This is a genomic window from Nonomuraea pusilla (genome assembly GCF_900109355.1).
GTDB lineage: Bacteria > Actinomycetota > Actinomycetes > Streptosporangiales > Streptosporangiaceae > Nonomuraea > Nonomuraea pusilla.
On record NZ_FOBF01000017.1, the window covers coordinates 19116 to 35447 of the forward strand.

The window sequence follows — 16332 nt, forward strand, 5'->3', positions numbered from 1 at the left end:
GTCCATTCGTTGGACGGGCGACGCAGAATGTGGGAGAGGCGGGGCGCGCGCTCCGCGTTCGGAGGAAGTTGAGCATGTCGCCAGTCCAGAAGTACGCCATCGGCGCCGGCGCCGCCGTCCTGCTCTCGCTGATGATCTTCGGTACCGGCCTGATCACCCTGCTGGTCGTCCTCGGCGTGGTCGCGGCCCCCGTGGTGGGTTACCTGATGCTCGACCCGTCGCAGCGCGAGCGGCTCAAGAGGGCCCGCAGGCGCGGCATCGGCCGCTGAACGCCGAAGGGGGCCACCGGCGAGCCGGTGCGCCCCCGCCGCACGGGCCCGGGGTCAGGAGGCCGCCGCCGTCGCGGTCTCCACCCTCGTGGTGACCATGCGCTCCACGTAGAACGACAGGAACGGCACGGTGCCGCCGAGCATGACGCCCAGCATGTACGGCCACGACCAGCGCGCCTTCATGCCCAGGTTCATCACCGCGACCAGGTAGATCATGTAGAGGCCGCCGTGGATCGGGGCGACGACCTTCGACATCCCCTCCGCGTCGAAGCCGTACCGCAGCACCATGGCCAGGCACAGCACGAGCAGCATGACGCCGACCACGTAGGCGAGCACCCGGAAGGGCTTGAGAGCCGATTCCACCGTTAACCTTCCAGAACCATCTCGGGGGACCTCTCGCGGTCCCGATCCGCCCGCACGGCATCCCGTACGAAGTGGAACCACATGAACACGGCGAATCCCGCGAAGATCCACCAGTTGGCCGCATAAGCCAGGTTACGCCAGGTCAGGGTGCCACCGACGACCGGCGGCTCGACCTTGACCTGGGTGAGCGAGCCCGACGGCGGCTCGGCCACCACGAAGCCGCCGCGCACCTTCTGGCCGCTCCACAGGTTCACCAGCTCGCCGGTGGAGACCGTCTGCACCTGCCCCTGGGGAAGCCCCTCCGGGCGCCGCTGCACGCTGTCGGTGCCCTGCTGGGGACGGATCCTGCCGCTCACCGCGACCCTGCCGGGCGGCACGGCGGTGCCGGGGTCGCCGGCCGTGGCCACCCAGCCCCGCACGACGGGCACGAGCGTGCCGTCGTCGAGCCTGAGCGGCGTGAGCACCCAGTAGCCGCGGTCGCGCGAGACGTTGCCGCCGGGCGCGGACACGTCGGGGCGCCGGTCGGCGACGAGGATCTGGCGGGCGGCGTCGTACTCGCCGTCGGCGGCGACCCTGCGGCCGACCACGTCGCCCGCCGGCTGGCCGCCCACCTGGGCGAGGGCCGTGACGTTCACGGGGGCGGGGTCGGACGCGCTCCTCGGCTTGCCGGAGTCCTCGAACACCCCGAGCTGCCAGCGGCCGAGCAGGATGAACGCGACGAGGACCCCGATGGTCAGCACGTGCAGCCCCATGACGCGGGGCGAGAGCAGGGTCCTCAGCATGCTTACAAGCTATCCGCCCCGGCGGGCGGTCCCGCCATCAACCCGGCGATACCCGCTGGCAAGAAAAAGGGCAAATCAACCAGGCGGGCGCGCTAGGCTGCTGGCCATGTCTGATCAGCACATCGACCCGGCGGGCAACACCCAGGCGTTCCGCGCGTTCGCGCAGCGCTCGGAGGACGAGGCCGCCGCCGCCCCCAAGAAGTCGCCGCTGCTGCCGATCGTCGCGGTCGTCGTCGTGGTCGCCGTCATCGGCGTCGCCGCCTTCCTCCTTCTGCGCTGACCTCCCGCGCCGGCCCGCGACCCCGCAGGGCTCCGGCACGGGACGCTCCACCCGCCGCGACGCCGTGGCGGGTTTTCGGCGTTCCCGAACAAACGCGTGCTCGGTCCCGTCCAAGCCGGTATGCGTAACGCTCCGGCCCGCCTGGCCGCTCTCGCCGTCACCGCATCCCTCGCCTTGCCGGGCGCCTTCACCGGCGCCGCCTCCGCCGCGGCGGCCCGTACTCCCAGCCACGTCCACGCCGCACGGTACGTCTCGCTCGACGACTGCGGCGACCCCTGCGGCCAGTGGACCGTCAGCATGCGTGACGGCTCGGCGCTGAGGCTGCCCGACGCGCGCACGCACCCGCTGTCGAAGCACGGCAAGCCGGTCAAGGACAGGGGCGCGCCCATCGGCGTCAGCGGCGACGGGACGCGCGTGGCGTACGTGCGGGCCCGCGACGGCCGGGTGGTCGTGCGCGACCTGCGCGGCGGGCTCTTCACGATGCCCGCGGACACCGGGCCCGCCCGGCGCGTCTCGGACCTCAGGCTGTCGCTGGACGGCGCGAGCCTGGCCGTCGTCATGGCGGACGCCCCCGACCGCGTCTACGACGTCGCCTCCGCCAGGCTGGTCGGCACCCTGCCGCGCGGCCACCACTTCGTGGGGTTCAGCGGCGACGGCGGCGAGGTCCTCGCCGCCAAGGGCGAACGCCACCTGTACTCCTTCACCCGCGCGGGCGCCCTCCTGGCCCACTCCGCCGTCCCCGAGGACGGCCCGTACGCGCTGAACGCCGACGGACGCACGGTGGCGTTCATGAAGGGCCACGACAAGCAGCGGCGGGTGGTGCTGTGGGACCTGGCCACCGGGAAGGAGAACGTCCGCGTCTGGGTGTGGATGCCGCGTCACCAGAGCTACCAGATGGTGGAGATGCTCGACTGGACCGCGAACGGGCAGCTCACCCTGCACGTCGAGGACGACGTCATGCGGGAGCCGACCCGGATGAGCATCCTGCTCCTGGACCTGGCCACCAGCAGGTTCACGGTGCGCGACCGCTACACCGTGCGGCCGAAGGCGTGGGGCTTCGAGGCCTGCGGCTGAGCCCGGACACCCGATCGGGCGCCCGATCGGGCGCCCGCCACGGCGGGCCTCACCCCGGAGCACCGGGCGCAGGGTGAAGCCCGCCGGCCACGAGCTCAGCCGGCCGTCACCCGCCCGGCCGCACCACCAGCGCGCTGCCGCCGCCGCGCCTGGTCGGCTCGGCCACGGCCTGCACCTTCCCACGTCCGAGGAACTCCAGGCCGGTGGCCGCGCCGATCTCGGGGTTCAGCGCGAAGCCGTGGCCGCGTGCCTGCAGCTCGGCGCCGTACTTGTCGATGAACGCCTGCTCGGCCTGCGTCTGTGCGGTGTTGCGCTGGGTGGCGCGGGGCGCGGCCAGCGCCTCCGGCAGGGTCATGCCGAACTCGTAGCGGTTGACCAGGATCTGGAGCACGGTCGTGATGATCGTGGAGCCGCCGGGCGAGCCGACCGCGAGCACGGGCTCGCCGCCCTTCAGCACCAGCGTCGGCGCCATGGACGAGCGGGGCCGCTTGCCGGGGCCGGGCAGGTTCGGGTCGCCGGGCGCGGGGCCGAACGTGAAGTCGGTCAGCTCGTTGTTGAGCAGCACGCCGCGGCCCGGCACCACGATGCCGTTGCCGCCGGTGGACTCGATCGTGAGGTTGTAGGCGACGACGTCGCCCCAGCGGTCGGCCACCACCAGGTGGGTGGTCTCCGGCCCCTCGTCGGCGATCGGCGTGGACGCGCCGGCCGGGCTGGGGCACGGCTCGTACGAGCCGTCGGGGCTGCCGGGAGCGGCGGGGCTCGGCATCGCCCTGTCGCCGATCAGGCAGGCCCGCTCCTTGGCGAAGCCGTCGGACAGCAGCTCACGCAGCGGCACGCCGGGCACGTCGCCGACGTACTTGCCGCGGTCGGCGAAGGCCAGCCTGGACGCCTCCAGGTACTCGTGCAGCCCCACCCGCGGCAGGGCCTGGAGGATGTTGAGCGCCTCGCCCACGGTGGAGCCGCCCGAGGACGGCGGCGCCATCCCATACACCTCCATGTCCTTGTAGCCGACGTGCGTCGGCTCGCGCAGCAGCGCCCGGTACGCCGCGAGGTCGGGCAGCTCCATCAGGCCGGGCCTGACGTTGCGGGTGCTGCCCTGGGTCACCGGCGGCTGCTTGACCGTGGCCACGATCTCCTTGCCGAGCTGCCCGCCGTACAGCCAAGCGGGGCCGCGCCTGCCGAGCTCCCTGTACGTCGCGGCCAGCTCGGGGTTCCTGAACACCGAGCCGACGGCCGGCGGCTGGCCGCCGGGCAGGTACAGCTTCGCGGTGGAGGTGAAGTCCTTGAACCTGTCGGCGTTCTGGGCGGTCTGGTCGTGGAAGGTCTGGTCCACCACGAAGCCCTTGGACGCCACCTCGATCGCGGGCTGGAGCGCCTTCCTGAGCGAGATGGTGCCGAACCTGCGCAGGGCGGTGTCCCAGGTCGCCACCGTGCCCGGCACGCCGGCCGACAGCCCGCTGGTCACCGCCTCGTCGAACGGGATGCCCTGCAGGGACGTCTCGTTCATCGCCCGCGGCGCGGTCTCCCTGCCGTCGATGGTGTACACCTTCTGCCGGTCGGCGTCGTAGTAGACCATGAAGCCGCCGCCGGCCAGGCCCGCCGAGTACGGCTCGGTCACGCCGAGCACCGCCCCGGCCGCGACGGCGGCGTCCACGGCGTTGCCACCCTTCCTCAGGACCGCGATGGCGGCCTTGCTCGCGTCGAGGTCAACGGTGGCGACGGCGCCGCCGTACCCCTCGGCGACGGGCGTCTTCGTCTCGGGCCCGGCCAGCGCCGGCGGCGCTGAGACGAGCGAAATGAGGACAGTTGCTACGGTAACGACCATTCGGCGCATGTAATCCACGATGAACGAGGTACGCCCGTTGTGGTAGGGCCCCCTGCCACCCCGGGGTGATGCGCTGGTCAGAGCCTTGCCCTAGCGTTGGGGCGTGCGCAGGACGTCCGGCTTCGACCCCTACTTCGGCCTCATCGTCGCCGTCGCCCAGGTGGTGACCTCGCAGGGCGCGGCCTGGGGCCAGCGGGAGTTCAGGCGCCCGCTCGACGCGCTCGCGTACGCGCTGCTGCTGGTCGGCCCCGTGATGATCACGGTCAGGCGCAGGTTCCCCATCCCGGCGGCCGCCGTCGCCCTGCTGTCCACCTACGTCTACACCTGGCTCGACTACCCGCTCGGGCCCGTCTACATGGCGCCGGTCGTCGTCCTGTTCACGCTCGTCCTGGAACGCCACAGGCTCGCCGCCTGGATCATGGCGGGCGTCACGCTCGCCGTCCTGATCGCCTACGGCCACTTCGGCTCCATGCGGCACGAAGGGCTCGGGCTCTTCCACGACATGGCGATCACCGCGTTCATCATGCTCTTCATGGTGCTGGCCGAGCTGGTCAGGATCGTCCGCGAGCGCCGCGCGCAGCAGCAGCGGGCCGCCGAGGAGGAGACCAGGCGCCAGGCCAGCGAGGAACGGCTCACCATGGCCCAGGAGCTGCACGACGTGCTCGCGCACAACATCTCGCTGATCCACGTCCAGGCCAGCACCGCGCTCCACCTCATCGACGACCATCCCGAGCAGGCCCGCACCGCCCTCGCCACGATCAAGACGGCCTCCAAGGAGGTGCTGGGCGAGATGCGCTCCGTGCTGAACGTGCTGCGCGACGGCGCGCCCCGCACCCCCACCGCAGGGCTCGACCGGCTCGACGACCTCGTCGGGCGCTCCGGGCTGCCGGTCACGCTGAAACGCGTCGGCTCCCGGCCGCTGCCGCCCCAGGTCGAGCGGGCCGCGTACCGCATCGTGCAGGAGTCGCTCACCAACGTCACCAGGCACGCGCCGGGCGCCCAGGTGACCGTCCGGCTCGAGTACGGCCACGGCGAGCTCGTCGTACGGGTCACCGACACCGGCTCGGCCACGCCGGGCGCGCTGTCCGAGGACGGCAGCGGCAACGGCATCCCCGGCATGCGCGAACGCGCCTCCGCCCTCGGCGGCACGCTCGTCGCCGGCCCCTCGGGCACCGGCTTCCAGGTGGAGGCCAGGCTGCCCCTACCCGAGGAGAGTGCATGATCAACGTTCTGCTGGCCGACGACCAGGCGCTGGTCAGGGCCGGGTTCAGGGCGCTGCTCGACGCCCAGCCCGACATGACCGTCGTCGCCGAGGCGTCCGACGGGGCCGCGGCCGTCCGGCTGGCCCGCGAGCACCAGCCCGACGTGGTGCTCATGGACATCCGCATGCCGGGCACCGACGGCCTGACCGCCACCCGCCAGATGCCCGCCGGCCCCCGCGTGATCATCCTCACCACGTTCGAGCTGGACGAGTACGTCTTCGAGGCGCTGCGCGGCGGCGCGAGCGGCTTCCTCGTCAAGGACACCGAGCCCGCCGAACTGATCCAGGCCGTGCGCGTGGTGGCCGCCGGCGAGGCGCTGCTGTCGCCCAGCGTCACCCGCCGCCTCATCGCCGAGTACGCCTCCCGCGCCAAGGAGCCCCTGGCCACGTCCGAGCTCGACCAGCTCACCGAGCGCGAGCGGGAGGTGCTCGCGCTCGTCGGCACCGGCATGACCAACGACGAGATCGCCGCCAAGCTCTTCATGTCGCCCGCCACGGCCAAGACCCACGTCAGCCGGACCATGATGAAGCTCCACGCCCGCGACCGCGCCCAGCTCGTCGTCATCGCGTACGAGTCGGGTCTGGTCAAGCCCGGCTGGCTCTGACGTCCCCTGACGTCCCCTGCCGTCCCCGACGCCCGCGCCGCGCCGCGGCAAAGCGGTTGAACGGCCCCGCCGGTGCTGGCAGGCTCGGGGAATGGAGCGCACGTTCGAGGAACTGGTCGGCGAGGCCGAGGCCGCCTCCGTCGAGGGATGGGACTTCTCCTGGCTCGACGGGCGGGCCACCGAGGAGCGGCCGTCGTGGGGCTACTCCCGCCTGCTCGGCGGGCGCATGGCAGGGGCGCGGGCCGCGCTCGACGTCCAGACCGGCGGCGGCGAGATCCTGGCCGCCGTGCCCGTCCTGCCGCCCGTCACCGTCGCCACCGAGGCGTGGCCGCCGAACCTGGCGCTGGCCGCCTCCCGGCTGCGCCCGCGCGGCGCCGCCGTCGTGGCCGACGACGACGGCCCGCGGCTGCCGTTCCTCGACGGCGTGTTCGACCTGGTGGTCAGCCGTCACCCGGTCGAGACGTGGTGGGACGAGATCGCCCGCGTGCTGGCGCCGGGCGGCACGTACTTCTCGCAGCAGGTGGGGCCGCGCAGCGTGTTCGAGCTGGCGGAGTTCTTCCTCGGGCCGCTCGACGGCTCGGCGCGCGACCCCGTGGCCGCGGCGGAGGCGGCGACGGCGGCCGGGCTGGAGGTCGTGGACCTGCGTACCGAGCGGCTGCGCATGGAGTTCCGCGACGTCGGCGCCGTCGTGTACTTCCTGCGCAAGGTGATCTGGATCGTCCCTGGCTTCTCCGCGGCGCGCTACCGGGGGCGGCTGCGCGAGCTGCACGACCGCATCCGCGACGAGGGCCCGTTCACGGCCCACTCCAGCAGGTTCCTCATCGAGGCGAAGAAGCCCGCGACCTGACCGGCCCCGCCTCCGCCCCGCCTCCGCCGTGCTGTCGCGCCCCGGCTGTGTACCGCCCAGGTCGTACGCCGGGAGGGCGGCGAGCACTCCCCTGGGCTGACGCGCGCTCCAGCCCACGGTCCGATGCCGGGCACGGCCGCCCCCGGGCACGCTGGAGGCAGCGTCAGAGGAGGAGACATGATGCACCACACGTTCACGCACGCCGGATGGGGCATGGGGCCCGTCGTCCCGCTGCTGTGGGGGCTGTTCTGGGTCGCCGTCGTCGGCGTCGCCCTCTGGGCGCGGCGCACCGGCAGGTGGAGGCCGCGCGCCTCGGCGGCGACGCCCCCGGCGAGCCCCACGGCCTCGGCCGAGCAGATCCTCGCCGAGCGGTACGCCAGGGGCGAGATGGGCGACGACGAGTACTTCGAGAAGATGTCAGTGCTCCGGGGCGCCACCGGATAAACGTCACCTATAGTGCGACAACTGTCACTGGCCGCATTCGGCATGCGGCGTTACGTTCCCGGCAGGACCTCCTGGAGAGAACGGGGACTCGCATGCAGGCCCTCAGTCTGCTCGCCGGCGGCCTGGCCGCGGGGCTGGTGGCGGGCACCGCCTCCTGCGCGGCCGCCCAGGGCGGGCTGCTCGTCGGGCTGCTCGGACGGCAGGGGCGCGACGCCGCGCCGGTCGCGTGGTTCCTCGCCGGGCGCCTGGCGTCGTACACGGCGGCCGGGGCGCTGCTCGGGCTGCTCGGCGCGGCCGTGAGCCCGCCGCCCTGGCTGCGGGCGCTGCTGCTGGTGGCGGCCGGCACCACGGTCGCCGGGTTCGCGGTGAGGCTGCTGCGGCGCGGGCAGGTGGCCTGCGCACCGGCCGCGGGGGCGAGGTCGCCGCTCCGGGCGCCGCTGCTCGGCGCGGCGACCGTCCTCGTGCCGTGCGGCGTCACGCTCGGCATGGAGATGATCGCGGTGTCCAGCGGGTCGGCGGTCGCCGGGGCCGCGGTGATGGCGGGGTTCGTGCTCGGCAGCTCCCCGGCGTTCGCGCTGCTCGGCTACCTGCTGCGGCGGATGTCGCGCGGCAGGCTGGCCAGGGTGGCCGCGGCGGCCGGCATCGCGGCCGGCGTGTGGACGGTGGGCACCGGGATCAACCTGGGCGGCTGGCTGTCCGCCCCACCCCCCGCCTCCGCCGTCGCCGCGCCGCCCCCGGCGTCGGGACCGGCATCGGCGGGAGGGGCGCACGCCTCCCCACCGGCCGACGGTGGGCAGACCGTCGTGGTGTGGGCCACCCGCACCGGGTACCGGCCGTTCATGGTCGAGGCGCGGGCGGGCGTCCCCGTCGCCGTCGACTTCCGGGTGGCCGAGCCCGGCTGCACGGGCACCGTCACCATCGACGGCCGCGACGTCGCGCTGCCCGCCGTCGTGCGCCTGCCGCCCCAACCCCCGGGCTCCCTGCGCTACGTCTGCGGGATGGGGATGTATACCGGGTTCATCAACTTCTCGTAGAGTTGTCGGCGATTACTGTTCGCAATCGCGCGATCACATGCCACGCTGTCGCCATGTCCTGGTGGCAAGGAGAAGTGGCCGTTCCGGCGCCACGGGTAGGGGACGAGGCCGAGTTGCTGGCCTCCGCTCGGGCAGGCGACCCGCACGCCGCGCACCGGCTCGGAAAGCTCTACGCCCAGCGGGGCGACCGCGCGTCCGCCCGCCGGTGGTGGGAGCGCGCCGCGGCGGGAGGGAACGTCGACAGCGCCTACAACCTGGGCATCTGGCACGAGCAGCACGGAAGCCTGGAGGAGGCCGTGTCCTGGTACGAGATGGCGGCGGGCACCGGCGACGCCGAGGCCGCGGTCAACCTCGCCACGCTCCTGCTGGAGCAGCGCGGCGACGTGCAGACGGCGAGGAGCTGGTTCGAGAGCGCGGCCAGGGCGGGCTCCAGGAGCGCGGCCCGCCGGCTGGCGCTGATCTGCGAGGACTCCGGCGAGATCGCGCAGGCGTGCGAGTGGCACCGCCGCGCCGCCGCCGAGGGTGACGTGCTGTCGGCGCACGACCTCGGCTTCCTCGCGTACGCGGCGGGCGAGGACGCCGAGACGGTCCGCTGGTGGGAGTGCGCGACGCGGGGCGGCCACGCCGAGTCGGCGTACTGCCTGGGCCTGTACCTGCACGCCACCCGCGACCCTGAGGGCGCGGAGATCTACTACCGGCTGGCGGTGCGCAGCGAGCACCCCGGGGCGGCGTCGCGGCTGGGCGGGGTGGCGCTGACCCGGGGCGACCTGCGCGAGGCGCGCGCCTGGTTCGAGCGGGCCGCCGCCACGGGGCGGCTGGAGGACCAGCGGATGGCCGGGTTCGTCTGCGTGGAGCTGGGCGACTGCGCCGCCGCGGGCCACTGGTTCGGCAGGGCGGCGGCGGGCGGGGACCCCGAGGCGGCCTTCAACCTGGGGCTGCTGCTGATCGCCGAGTTCGACGACCTGGCGGGCGGCCAGCACTGGTTCCGCCACGCGGCTCGCGCCGGGCACCGTACGGCGGCGGTGGAGCTGGCCGGGCTGCTGAAGGCGTCCGGCCGGGCGGCCGAGGCGCAGGAGTGGCTGGCCGACCCTCCGCCTCCCGCGTGGGACCGTCCGGCGGAGCCCGAGCTGAGCGCGCGGGCCGAGCTGGCCTCCGCCGCGACCGGGCGCAGGGGCGGCATGCCGCTGCCGGTGGCGGAGCTCACCGAGGTGCTCGGCACCTGGGACCTCGTCACCAGGCCGCTGCACGACCCCGCCGACGTGGTCGGCTGGCTGGTGCGCCGCAGCGGCATCCACGCCAGCGCGATCGAGCATCTCGTGTCGGTGCAGGGGGCGCTGCTGCGGCCCGGCACCGGGCCGTGGCCGAGCAGGGGCGAGCTGCAGCACGTCCTCGCGACCGCCCGCGACCTGCGCAGGCGGCTCGGCCTGCGCTGAGCCCGGCGGCGAGAACAGGGCGGGAGGGGCGCGGCGGCAGGAGCCGCACCCCTCCCGTCCGGCCGGTCAGCTCGCGAGGACGTCCGCGACCGGCGTGTACGGCAGCTCCAGCGCCTCGGCGACAGGCGCGTTGGTGAGCAGGCCGTCGTGGGTGTTGAGGCCGCCGGCCAGCCCGGCGTCGGTCTTCAGCGCCTCGCGCCAGCCCAGGTTCGCCAGCTTCACCGCGTACGGCAGGGTGGCGTTGGTCAGGGCGTACGTGGAGGTGTTGGCGACCGATCCCGGCATGTTGGCGACGCAGTAGAACACCGAGCCGTGCACCGTGTACGTCGGGTCGGCGTGCGTCGTCGGACGGGAGTCCTCGAAGCAGCCGCCCTGGTCGATGGCGATGTCGACGAGCACGGAGCCGGGCTTCATGCGGGAGACCAGGTCGTTGGAGACCAGCGTCGGGGCCTTGGCGCCGGGGATCAGCACCGCGCCGATCACCAGGTCGGCCTGCAGCACCTCCTGCTCGATCGCGTATCGGGTGGAGACCAGGGTCTTCAGGCGGCCCTGGTAGATGGCGTCGATGTAACGCAGGCGGTCGATGTTCGTGTCGAGCACGGTGACGTCGGCGCCCATGCCGACGGCGATCTGGGCGGCGTTGAGACCGGACACGCCGCCGCCGATGACGACGACCTTGGCCGGGGACACGCCGGGCACGCCGCCGGGCAGCACGCCCCTGCCGCCGTTGAAGCGCATCAGGTTGTACGCGCCCACCTGCGGCGCGAGCCGGCCGGCGACCTCCGACATCGGGGCGAGCAGCGGCAGCGCGTTGCCCACCTGGACGGTCTCGTACGCGATGCCGGTGGTCCTGGCGGAGAGCAGCGCGTCGGTGCAGGGCCGGGAGGCGGCCAGGTGCAGGTAGGTGAACAGGACGAGGCCCTCGCGCAGGCGGTGGTACTCCTCCGCGATCGGCTCCTTCACCTTCAGCACCATGTCCGCCTCGCCCCAGACGGCGTCGGCGCTGTCGAGGATCTTCGCGCCCGCCGCGAGGTACTCCTCGTCCGGGATGTGCGAGCCGAGGCCGGCGCCCCGCTGGACGATGACGTCGTGGCCGTTGCGGACCAGTTCGTGCACGCCGGCCGGCGTGGCGGCGACACGGTACTCGTGGTTCTTGACCTCGGCAGGCACGCCGATCTTCATGCTCCCAGATCCTTTCTGGAACCGGCACTCCGTCGTACCGGGTGAGGGGGTGTTACAGGCGGGCCCACGCTTCGGTGAGCACGTTGCGGAGGATGGAGGAGATCTCGTCGAACTCCTTCTCCCCCGCGATCAGCGGCGGCGCGAGCTGGATGACCGGGTCGCCCCGGTCGTCGGCGCGGCAGTACAGGCCCGCGTCGAACAGCGCCTTGGACAGGAAGCCGCGCAGCAGCCGCTCGGACTCGTCGGCCGAGAACGTCTCCTTCGTGGTCTTGTCCTTGACCAGCTCGATGCCCCAGAAGTAGCCGGAGCCGCGCACGTCTCCGACGATGGGCAGGTCGCGCAGGCCGTCGAGCGCGGCCTGGAACAGCGGCTCGTTCCTGGTGACGTGCCCGAGGAGGTCCTCGCGCTCGAAGATGTCGAGGTTGGCCAGCGCCACGGCGGCGGAGACGGGGTGGCCGCCGAACGTGTAGCCGTGGGCGAACATGTTGTCGCCGCCCTTGAACGGCTCGAACAGCCGCTCGTGGGCGATCATGGCGCCGATGGGCGAGTAGCCGCTGGTCAGGCCCTTGGCGCAGGTGATGATGTCGGGCACGTAGTCGAACTTCTCGCCGCCGAACATGGTGCCGAGGCGGCCGAAGGCGCAGATGACCTCGTCGGAGACGAGCAGCACGTCGTACTCGTCGCAGATCTCGCGCAGCCGCTGGAAGTAGCCGGGGGGCGGCGGGAAGCAGCCGCCTGCGTTCTGCACGGGCTCGGCGAAGACGGCGGCCACCGTGTCGGGGCCCTCCATCTCGATGGCGCGGGCGACCCGGTCGGCGGCCCAGATGCCGTACTCCTCCGGGGTCATGCCCTTGACGCCGGTGATCTCGTCGGCGCGGTAGTAGTTGGTGTTCGGGACGCGGACGGAGCCGGGGACGAGCGGCTCGAACATCTGCTTGAAGGCGGGGATGCCGGTGATCGACAGGGCGCCCTGCGGGGTGCCGTGGTAGGCGATCTGGCGGCTGATGACCTTGTGCTTGAGCGGCTTGCCGATCAGCTTGTAGTACTGCTTGGCCAGCTTCCACGCGGTCTCGACCGCCTCACCGCCGCCGGTGGTGAAGAAGACGCGGTTCAGCTCGCCCGGCGCCTTCTCGGCGAGGCGCTGGGCCAGCTCGGCCGCCTTGGGGTGGGCGTAGGACCACAGCGGGAAGAAGGCGAGCTCCTGCGCCTGCTTGGCGGCGGCCTCCGCCAGCTCGCTGCGTCCGTGGCCGACCTGGACGACGAAGAGCCCCGCCAGACCGTCGAGGTAGCGCTTGCCGTGAATGTCGTAGATGTAGGAGCCCTCACCCCGGACGATGGTGGGGATCTCGGTCTGCTGGTAGGAGCTGTGCCTGGTGAAGTGCAACCACAGGTTGTCCTGCGCGGCCTTGAGGACGTCGTTTTCCGGCTGCGTCATGGTTATCTTCCCTCGTGTCTGAACTCCCCACAGTGTGCACGCTCACCTGCTGTTTGCCAAGTGAATGCGTCGTAGCACTATGCAAGAAAATCGAGATCCGTAGAAGCGGTCTGTAACAACAACGAAATCCGCATGTAGATTGGCGCCCGGTACATACGCGTTCCCGTACCTCCGGGCCGCTTGTGATCCAATGAGAACACCTGTCCAGAACGACCCCCGGGGGACATCCCGTGACTCCTGACCAGATCGAGAGCGCCGTCGCCGCCTCGATGCCGCAGGCCATCGAGGAGCTCAAGAGGCTCGCCTCCATCCCCTCCGTGGCCTTCCCCGGGCACCCGGAAGAGGCGGTGTTCGCCGCCGCCGCCCTGACGGAGGAGCTGCTGCGTTCCACCGGGCTGCCCCACGTCCAGCAGGTCCCCGTCGAAGGCAGCTTCCCCGCCGTCTACGGCGAGGCCCCCGCGCCTCCCGGCATGCCGACCGTCCTGCTGTACGCGCACTACGACGTGCAGCCCGCCGGCGACCCCGCCTCCTGGCGCACCCCGCCGTTCGAACCCACCCTCATCGACGGCCGCCTGTACGGCCGCGGCGTCGCCGACGACAAGTCCGGCGTGATCTCGCACGTCACCGCCCTGCGCGCGTTCCGCGGCCAGTTCCCCGTGGGCATCAAGGTCATCATCGAGGGTCAGGAGGAGTACGCGGGCGAGCGCCTGGAGGCGTTCGTCGAGCGCAACCCCGAGCTGCTGCGGGCCGACGCCATCGTCGTCGCCGACACCGGCAACCCGCGCGTGGGCGACCCGGCCGTCACCACGTCGCTGCGCGGCATGGCGGCGTTCACCGTCGAGGTGCGCACGCTGCGCGAGTCCGTCCACAGCGGCTCGTTCGGCGGCGCGGCCCCCGACGCCCTCGCCGCCCTGATGCGCATGCTGACCGCGCTGCACGACGACAACGGCGACGTGCGCGTGCCCGGCCTGCCCCGCGGGACGTTCCTCGGCCAGGGGCCGACGGAGGACGAGTTCCGCAGGACCGCCGGGGTGGTCGACGGCGTGTCGCTGGTGGGCTCCGGCAGCCTCGCCGACCGCCTGTGGTCGTCGTACGCGATCACCGTCACCGGCCTGGACGTGCCGTCCGTCTCCCACGCCATCAACGCCGTGCAGCCGCTCGCGCGGGCCAGGGTGACCGTCCGCGTGCCCCCGGCCGGCGACCCGAAGACCACGGTCAACGCCGTCGTCGACTTCCTGCGCCAGGTCGCGCCGTGGGGCGTGCAGGTGACGTTCGGCGACTTCACCGTGGGCTCCGGCTTCCAGGCCGACTCCGGCGGCAAGGCGCGCGCCGCGCTGAACCGGGCGATGGAGCGCGCGTTCGGCCGCCCGCCGCGCGACGTCGGCGCGGGCGGCTCGATCCCGCTGGTGAACACGCTGCTGCGGCAGTTCCCCGCGGCGGAGATCCTGCTGTTCGGCGCCGAGGACGAGGAGGCCGCCATCCACGCCCCGAACGAGCGCGTGGACCTGGAGGAGCTGCGCAGGGCCGCCACGACCGAGGCGCTGTTCCTGCACGAGCTGAGCCTCCCCTCGGCCCTGGGCGTCTAGCTCACCCCTTCCCTCCTCCCGTACGAGCCGCGCGGCGACCCGCCGCGCGGCTCGTCCGCTGTCCGGGACGAGTACGGACGCCTGGAAGATTCATGGAACCGCCGGCCCCTCTCGTGGCAATTACCTGCGTCCCATCGGAGAGACGCGAGAGGCAACAGATGCGACACGAGAGCCGGACGGGCCCGCCCGGCCGGGCCGCCGCGGCCTGCACGGCGGAACACCCCCGCGACGACCAGCACGGCCCTGTCGAGCCCGATCGCTTCACGACGCTGTTCACCCGGCACGCCCCCGAACTCAAGCGGTACGCCGTCAGGCGGCTCGGGCTGGAACCGGCCGACGACATCGTGGCCGAGACGTTCGCGGTGGCGCTGCAGCACCTGGAGTCGTACGACACGGGCCGCGGCGACGAGCGGGCCTGGCTGTACGGCATCGCCACCAACCTCATCGGGCGGCACCGCCGCCGCGAGATCGCCCTGTACCGGGCACTGAGCCGCACGGGGACCGACGCGGTGACGGAGCCGTTCACGGACGAGGTGGACCGGCGCGTGACCGCCGACGGCGCGCGGCGGCGGCTGGCGGGCGCGCTGGCGGGCCTGTCCCGCGCGCACCGCGACACGCTGCTGCTCGTGACGTGGGCGGAGCTGACGTACGAGGAGGCCGCGCTGGCGCTCGGCGTCCCGGTGGGAACCGTGCGTTCCCGCGTCAACAGGGCCAGAGGCAGGGTGCGCCGCGCGCTCGGCGGCATCGACCCCACGGCGGCGGAGGAGGGAGTTCAGAGGTGAACGAGATGGAACTGCTGCGGAGCCTGCGGGACGACGTGCCCGCCCAGGACGATCTGAGCGGCGTGGAGCGGCGGCTCGCCGAGCTGCGCGCCACCGGCTGGACCGGCGGGCGCGGACTCGGAAGGGGACTCGGGCGGGGGCTCGGACGGGGGCCACGCCGGGCGCCGGCGCGGCTGCGGTGGGGGCTGGCTCTGGCGGGGGCGGCGGTGCTCGCCGCCGCGACCGTGACGGCCGTGCGGCTCCCGGACGCCACCAGGGAGCCGGCGCAGGCGCAGCCGCGCACGTCGTCGGCGCAGCCGCGCACGTCGTCGGCGAGGCTGGTGCTGGAGAACGCGGCGCTCGTCGCCCACCGCTCCAAGGCCGTCACCCTCCGCCCCGATCAGTGGGTCTACGTCAAGGAGTCGCAGCACCTCGGCGGTGACCTGCCGGCCTTCGAGACGTGGTCCCGCCTGGACGGCACCAGGATGGCGCTGCGAGAGGACGGCGGCGAGCTGAAGATCGGCGACGCCGAGAAGGGGCCGACGCACCCCGGCCGCACCCAGGCCGAGGTGGAGGCCCTGCCCGCCGACCCCGACGCGCTGATCCGCCACTTCCGCGGCCTCGGCAGGGAGCTGACGCCGCTGTCGCTGTGCGAGCCCAACTGCCCGCCGGAGATCGCCGGCGACGTCAAGGTGTGGGGCGCGATCGGCTGGTACATGAAGTTCGGCCCCATGATCCCGCCGGCCACGACGGCGGCCATGTACCGGGCGCTGGCCAAGCTGCCCAACGTGACGGTCGAGGAGGACGCCACGGACAGCGACGGGCGGCCGGGCATCGGGATCGTCTTCGACGCGGGGGCGGCGGGCAAGGCGTACTACATCCTCGACAAGGGCGACTACCACTACATGGGCGTCAAGATCGTGGACTCCGACAGGACGGTCGGGATGTCCGTGCTCGCCTCCGGCATCGTCGACGAGCCCGGCCGCCTCCCCTGACGCCACCACCCCCGCCAGGGGCCCCACGGGGACGGCCCCCTGCGCAAGGCCCCGGCGATCAGCGCCGGGGCTGTTGGGCGGGGTGGCGACGACAGGGCTCGCGGGGCTGGGTGACCGGGGTGCGGCGGTTCAGGCGAGGTAGATCAAGCCTGGCGG

The 16332-nt window shown here is 73.1% G+C and carries 17 protein-coding genes; 12 read left to right on the top strand and 5 right to left on the bottom strand.

The annotated features are described in order from the left end of the window. Positions 1 to 74: 74 nt before the first annotated feature. The gene (locus tag BMX74_RS29710; RefSeq protein WP_055506749.1) at positions 75 to 269 is read left to right on the top strand and encodes a hypothetical protein; all 195 of its coding nucleotides are present in this window, start codon (positions 75 to 77) and stop codon (positions 267 to 269) included. Between the two features lie 54 nt (positions 270 to 323). On the opposite strand, the gene BMX74_RS29715 is transcribed toward BMX74_RS29710, so the two are convergent. Next, complete coding sequence (locus tag BMX74_RS29715; RefSeq protein WP_091103987.1) at positions 324 to 632, bottom strand: DUF3817 domain-containing protein; 309 nt, start codon at positions 630 to 632, stop codon at positions 324 to 326. 2 nt (positions 633 to 634) lie between these two features. After that, positions 635 to 1414 (bottom strand): SURF1 family protein, encoded by a 780-nt coding sequence (locus tag BMX74_RS29720; protein ID WP_055506748.1) that lies wholly within the window; start codon positions 1412 to 1414, stop codon positions 635 to 637. A 106-nt stretch (positions 1415 to 1520) separates the two neighbouring features. On the opposite strand from BMX74_RS29720, the gene BMX74_RS44405 reads away from it, so the two are divergent. After that, entirely contained in the window at positions 1521 to 1694 is a 174-nt protein-coding gene (locus BMX74_RS44405) for a hypothetical protein (RefSeq protein ID WP_176573507.1), read from the top strand. A gap of 120 nt (positions 1695 to 1814) precedes the next feature. After that, positions 1815 to 2768, top strand: coding sequence for a WD40 repeat domain-containing protein (locus BMX74_RS29725; RefSeq protein ID WP_091103989.1), 954 nt, complete (start codon positions 1815 to 1817; stop codon positions 2766 to 2768). A 106-nt stretch (positions 2769 to 2874) separates the two neighbouring features. Here the strand turns inward: BMX74_RS29725 and BMX74_RS29730 are convergent, their stop codons facing one another. Beyond that, entirely contained in the window at positions 2875 to 4593 is a 1719-nt protein-coding gene (locus BMX74_RS29730; protein ID WP_256257336.1) for a gamma-glutamyltransferase family protein, read from the bottom strand. A 103-nt stretch (positions 4594 to 4696) separates the two neighbouring features. Between BMX74_RS29730 and BMX74_RS29735 the strand changes: the two genes are divergently transcribed. From BMX74_RS29735 to BMX74_RS29755, 6 genes are all read left to right on the top strand, one after another. Next, entirely contained in the window at positions 4697 to 5815 is a 1119-nt protein-coding gene (locus BMX74_RS29735) for a histidine kinase (RefSeq protein ID WP_055506745.1), read from the top strand. Then, on the top strand, positions 5812 to 6459 hold the full coding sequence (locus BMX74_RS29740; RefSeq protein WP_055506744.1) for a response regulator: 648 nt from the start codon (positions 5812 to 5814) through the stop codon (positions 6457 to 6459). Before BMX74_RS29735 ends, BMX74_RS29740 begins: the two co-directional genes overlap by 4 nt. Before the next feature lie 91 nt (positions 6460 to 6550). Next, positions 6551 to 7306 carry a class I SAM-dependent methyltransferase gene (locus tag BMX74_RS29745; RefSeq protein WP_091103990.1) on the top strand — a complete coding sequence of 252 codons (756 nt, stop codon included), beginning with the start codon at positions 6551 to 6553 and terminating at the stop codon, positions 7304 to 7306. Positions 7307 to 7483: 177 nt separating this feature from the next. Next, positions 7484 to 7750 (top strand): SHOCT domain-containing protein, encoded by a 267-nt coding sequence (locus BMX74_RS44410; RefSeq protein ID WP_055506742.1) that lies wholly within the window; start codon positions 7484 to 7486, stop codon positions 7748 to 7750. A 92-nt stretch (positions 7751 to 7842) separates the two neighbouring features. Continuing rightward, positions 7843 to 8784, top strand: a complete 942-nt coding sequence (locus BMX74_RS29750) for an urease accessory protein UreH domain-containing protein (RefSeq protein WP_055506741.1) — start codon at positions 7843 to 7845, stop codon at positions 8782 to 8784. 74 nt (positions 8785 to 8858) lie between these two features. Then, complete coding sequence (locus tag BMX74_RS29755; RefSeq protein WP_176573506.1) at positions 8859 to 10217, top strand: SEL1-like repeat protein; 1359 nt, start codon at positions 8859 to 8861, stop codon at positions 10215 to 10217. A 66-nt stretch (positions 10218 to 10283) separates the two neighbouring features. Here BMX74_RS29755 and ald read toward each other — a convergent pair whose 3' ends face one another. Together ald and BMX74_RS29765 are read right to left on the bottom strand one after the other, a co-directional pair. Next, positions 10284 to 11399 carry an alanine dehydrogenase gene (ald, locus tag BMX74_RS29760; RefSeq protein ID WP_055506739.1) on the bottom strand — a complete coding sequence of 372 codons (1116 nt, stop codon included), beginning with the start codon at positions 11397 to 11399 and terminating at the stop codon, positions 10284 to 10286. Between the two features lie 52 nt (positions 11400 to 11451). Further along, entirely contained in the window at positions 11452 to 12834 is a 1383-nt protein-coding gene (locus BMX74_RS29765) for an aspartate aminotransferase family protein (protein WP_055506738.1), read from the bottom strand. 230 nt (positions 12835 to 13064) lie between these two features. On the opposite strand from BMX74_RS29765, the gene BMX74_RS29770 reads away from it, so the two are divergent. The 3 genes from BMX74_RS29770 to BMX74_RS29780 all read left to right on the top strand — a co-directional run bounded on the left by BMX74_RS29770 (position 13065) and on the right by BMX74_RS29780 (position 16176). Further along, positions 13065 to 14420 carry a dipeptidase gene (locus BMX74_RS29770; RefSeq protein ID WP_082535417.1) on the top strand — a complete coding sequence of 452 codons (1356 nt, stop codon included), beginning with the start codon at positions 13065 to 13067 and terminating at the stop codon, positions 14418 to 14420. A 158-nt stretch (positions 14421 to 14578) separates the two neighbouring features. After that, on the top strand, positions 14579 to 15202 hold the full coding sequence (locus tag BMX74_RS29775) for an RNA polymerase sigma factor (protein ID WP_055506737.1): 624 nt from the start codon (positions 14579 to 14581) through the stop codon (positions 15200 to 15202). Between the two features lie 5 nt (positions 15203 to 15207). Next, on the top strand, positions 15208 to 16176 hold the full coding sequence (locus BMX74_RS29780) for a CU044_5270 family protein (RefSeq protein ID WP_256257353.1): 969 nt from the start codon (positions 15208 to 15210) through the stop codon (positions 16174 to 16176). Positions 16177 to 16332 lie beyond the last annotated feature (156 nt).

Excerpts from the sequence above, each read along its gene's own strand:
- BMX74_RS29710 (WP_055506749.1), top strand. The coding sequence starts at position 75 with ATGTCGCCAGTCCAGAAGTACGCCATCGGCGCCGGCGCCGCCGTCCTG.
- BMX74_RS29720 (WP_055506748.1), bottom strand. The coding sequence starts at position 1,414 with ATGCTGAGGACCCTGCTCTCGCCCCGCGTCATGGGGCTGCACGTGCTG.
- BMX74_RS44405 (WP_176573507.1), top strand. The coding sequence starts at position 1,521 with ATGTCTGATCAGCACATCGACCCGGCGGGCAACACCCAGGCGTTCCGC.
- BMX74_RS29725 (WP_091103989.1), top strand. The coding sequence starts at position 1,815 with ATGCGTAACGCTCCGGCCCGCCTGGCCGCTCTCGCCGTCACCGCATCC.
- BMX74_RS29730 (WP_256257336.1), bottom strand. The coding sequence starts at position 4,593 with ATGGTCGTTACCGTAGCAACTGTCCTCATTTCGCTCGTCTCAGCGCCG.
- BMX74_RS29740 (WP_055506744.1), top strand. The coding sequence starts at position 5,812 with ATGATCAACGTTCTGCTGGCCGACGACCAGGCGCTGGTCAGGGCCGGG.
- BMX74_RS29745 (WP_091103990.1), top strand. The coding sequence starts at position 6,551 with ATGGAGCGCACGTTCGAGGAACTGGTCGGCGAGGCCGAGGCCGCCTCC.
- BMX74_RS44410 (WP_055506742.1), top strand. The coding sequence starts at position 7,484 with ATGATGCACCACACGTTCACGCACGCCGGATGGGGCATGGGGCCCGTC.
- BMX74_RS29750 (WP_055506741.1), top strand. The coding sequence starts at position 7,843 with ATGCAGGCCCTCAGTCTGCTCGCCGGCGGCCTGGCCGCGGGGCTGGTG.
- ald (WP_055506739.1), bottom strand. The coding sequence starts at position 11,399 with ATGAAGATCGGCGTGCCTGCCGAGGTCAAGAACCACGAGTACCGTGTC.
- BMX74_RS29765 (WP_055506738.1), bottom strand. The coding sequence starts at position 12,834 with ATGACGCAGCCGGAAAACGACGTCCTCAAGGCCGCGCAGGACAACCTG.
- BMX74_RS29775 (WP_055506737.1), top strand. The coding sequence starts at position 14,579 with ATGCGACACGAGAGCCGGACGGGCCCGCCCGGCCGGGCCGCCGCGGCC.
- BMX74_RS29780 (WP_256257353.1), top strand. The coding sequence starts at position 15,208 with ATGGAACTGCTGCGGAGCCTGCGGGACGACGTGCCCGCCCAGGACGAT.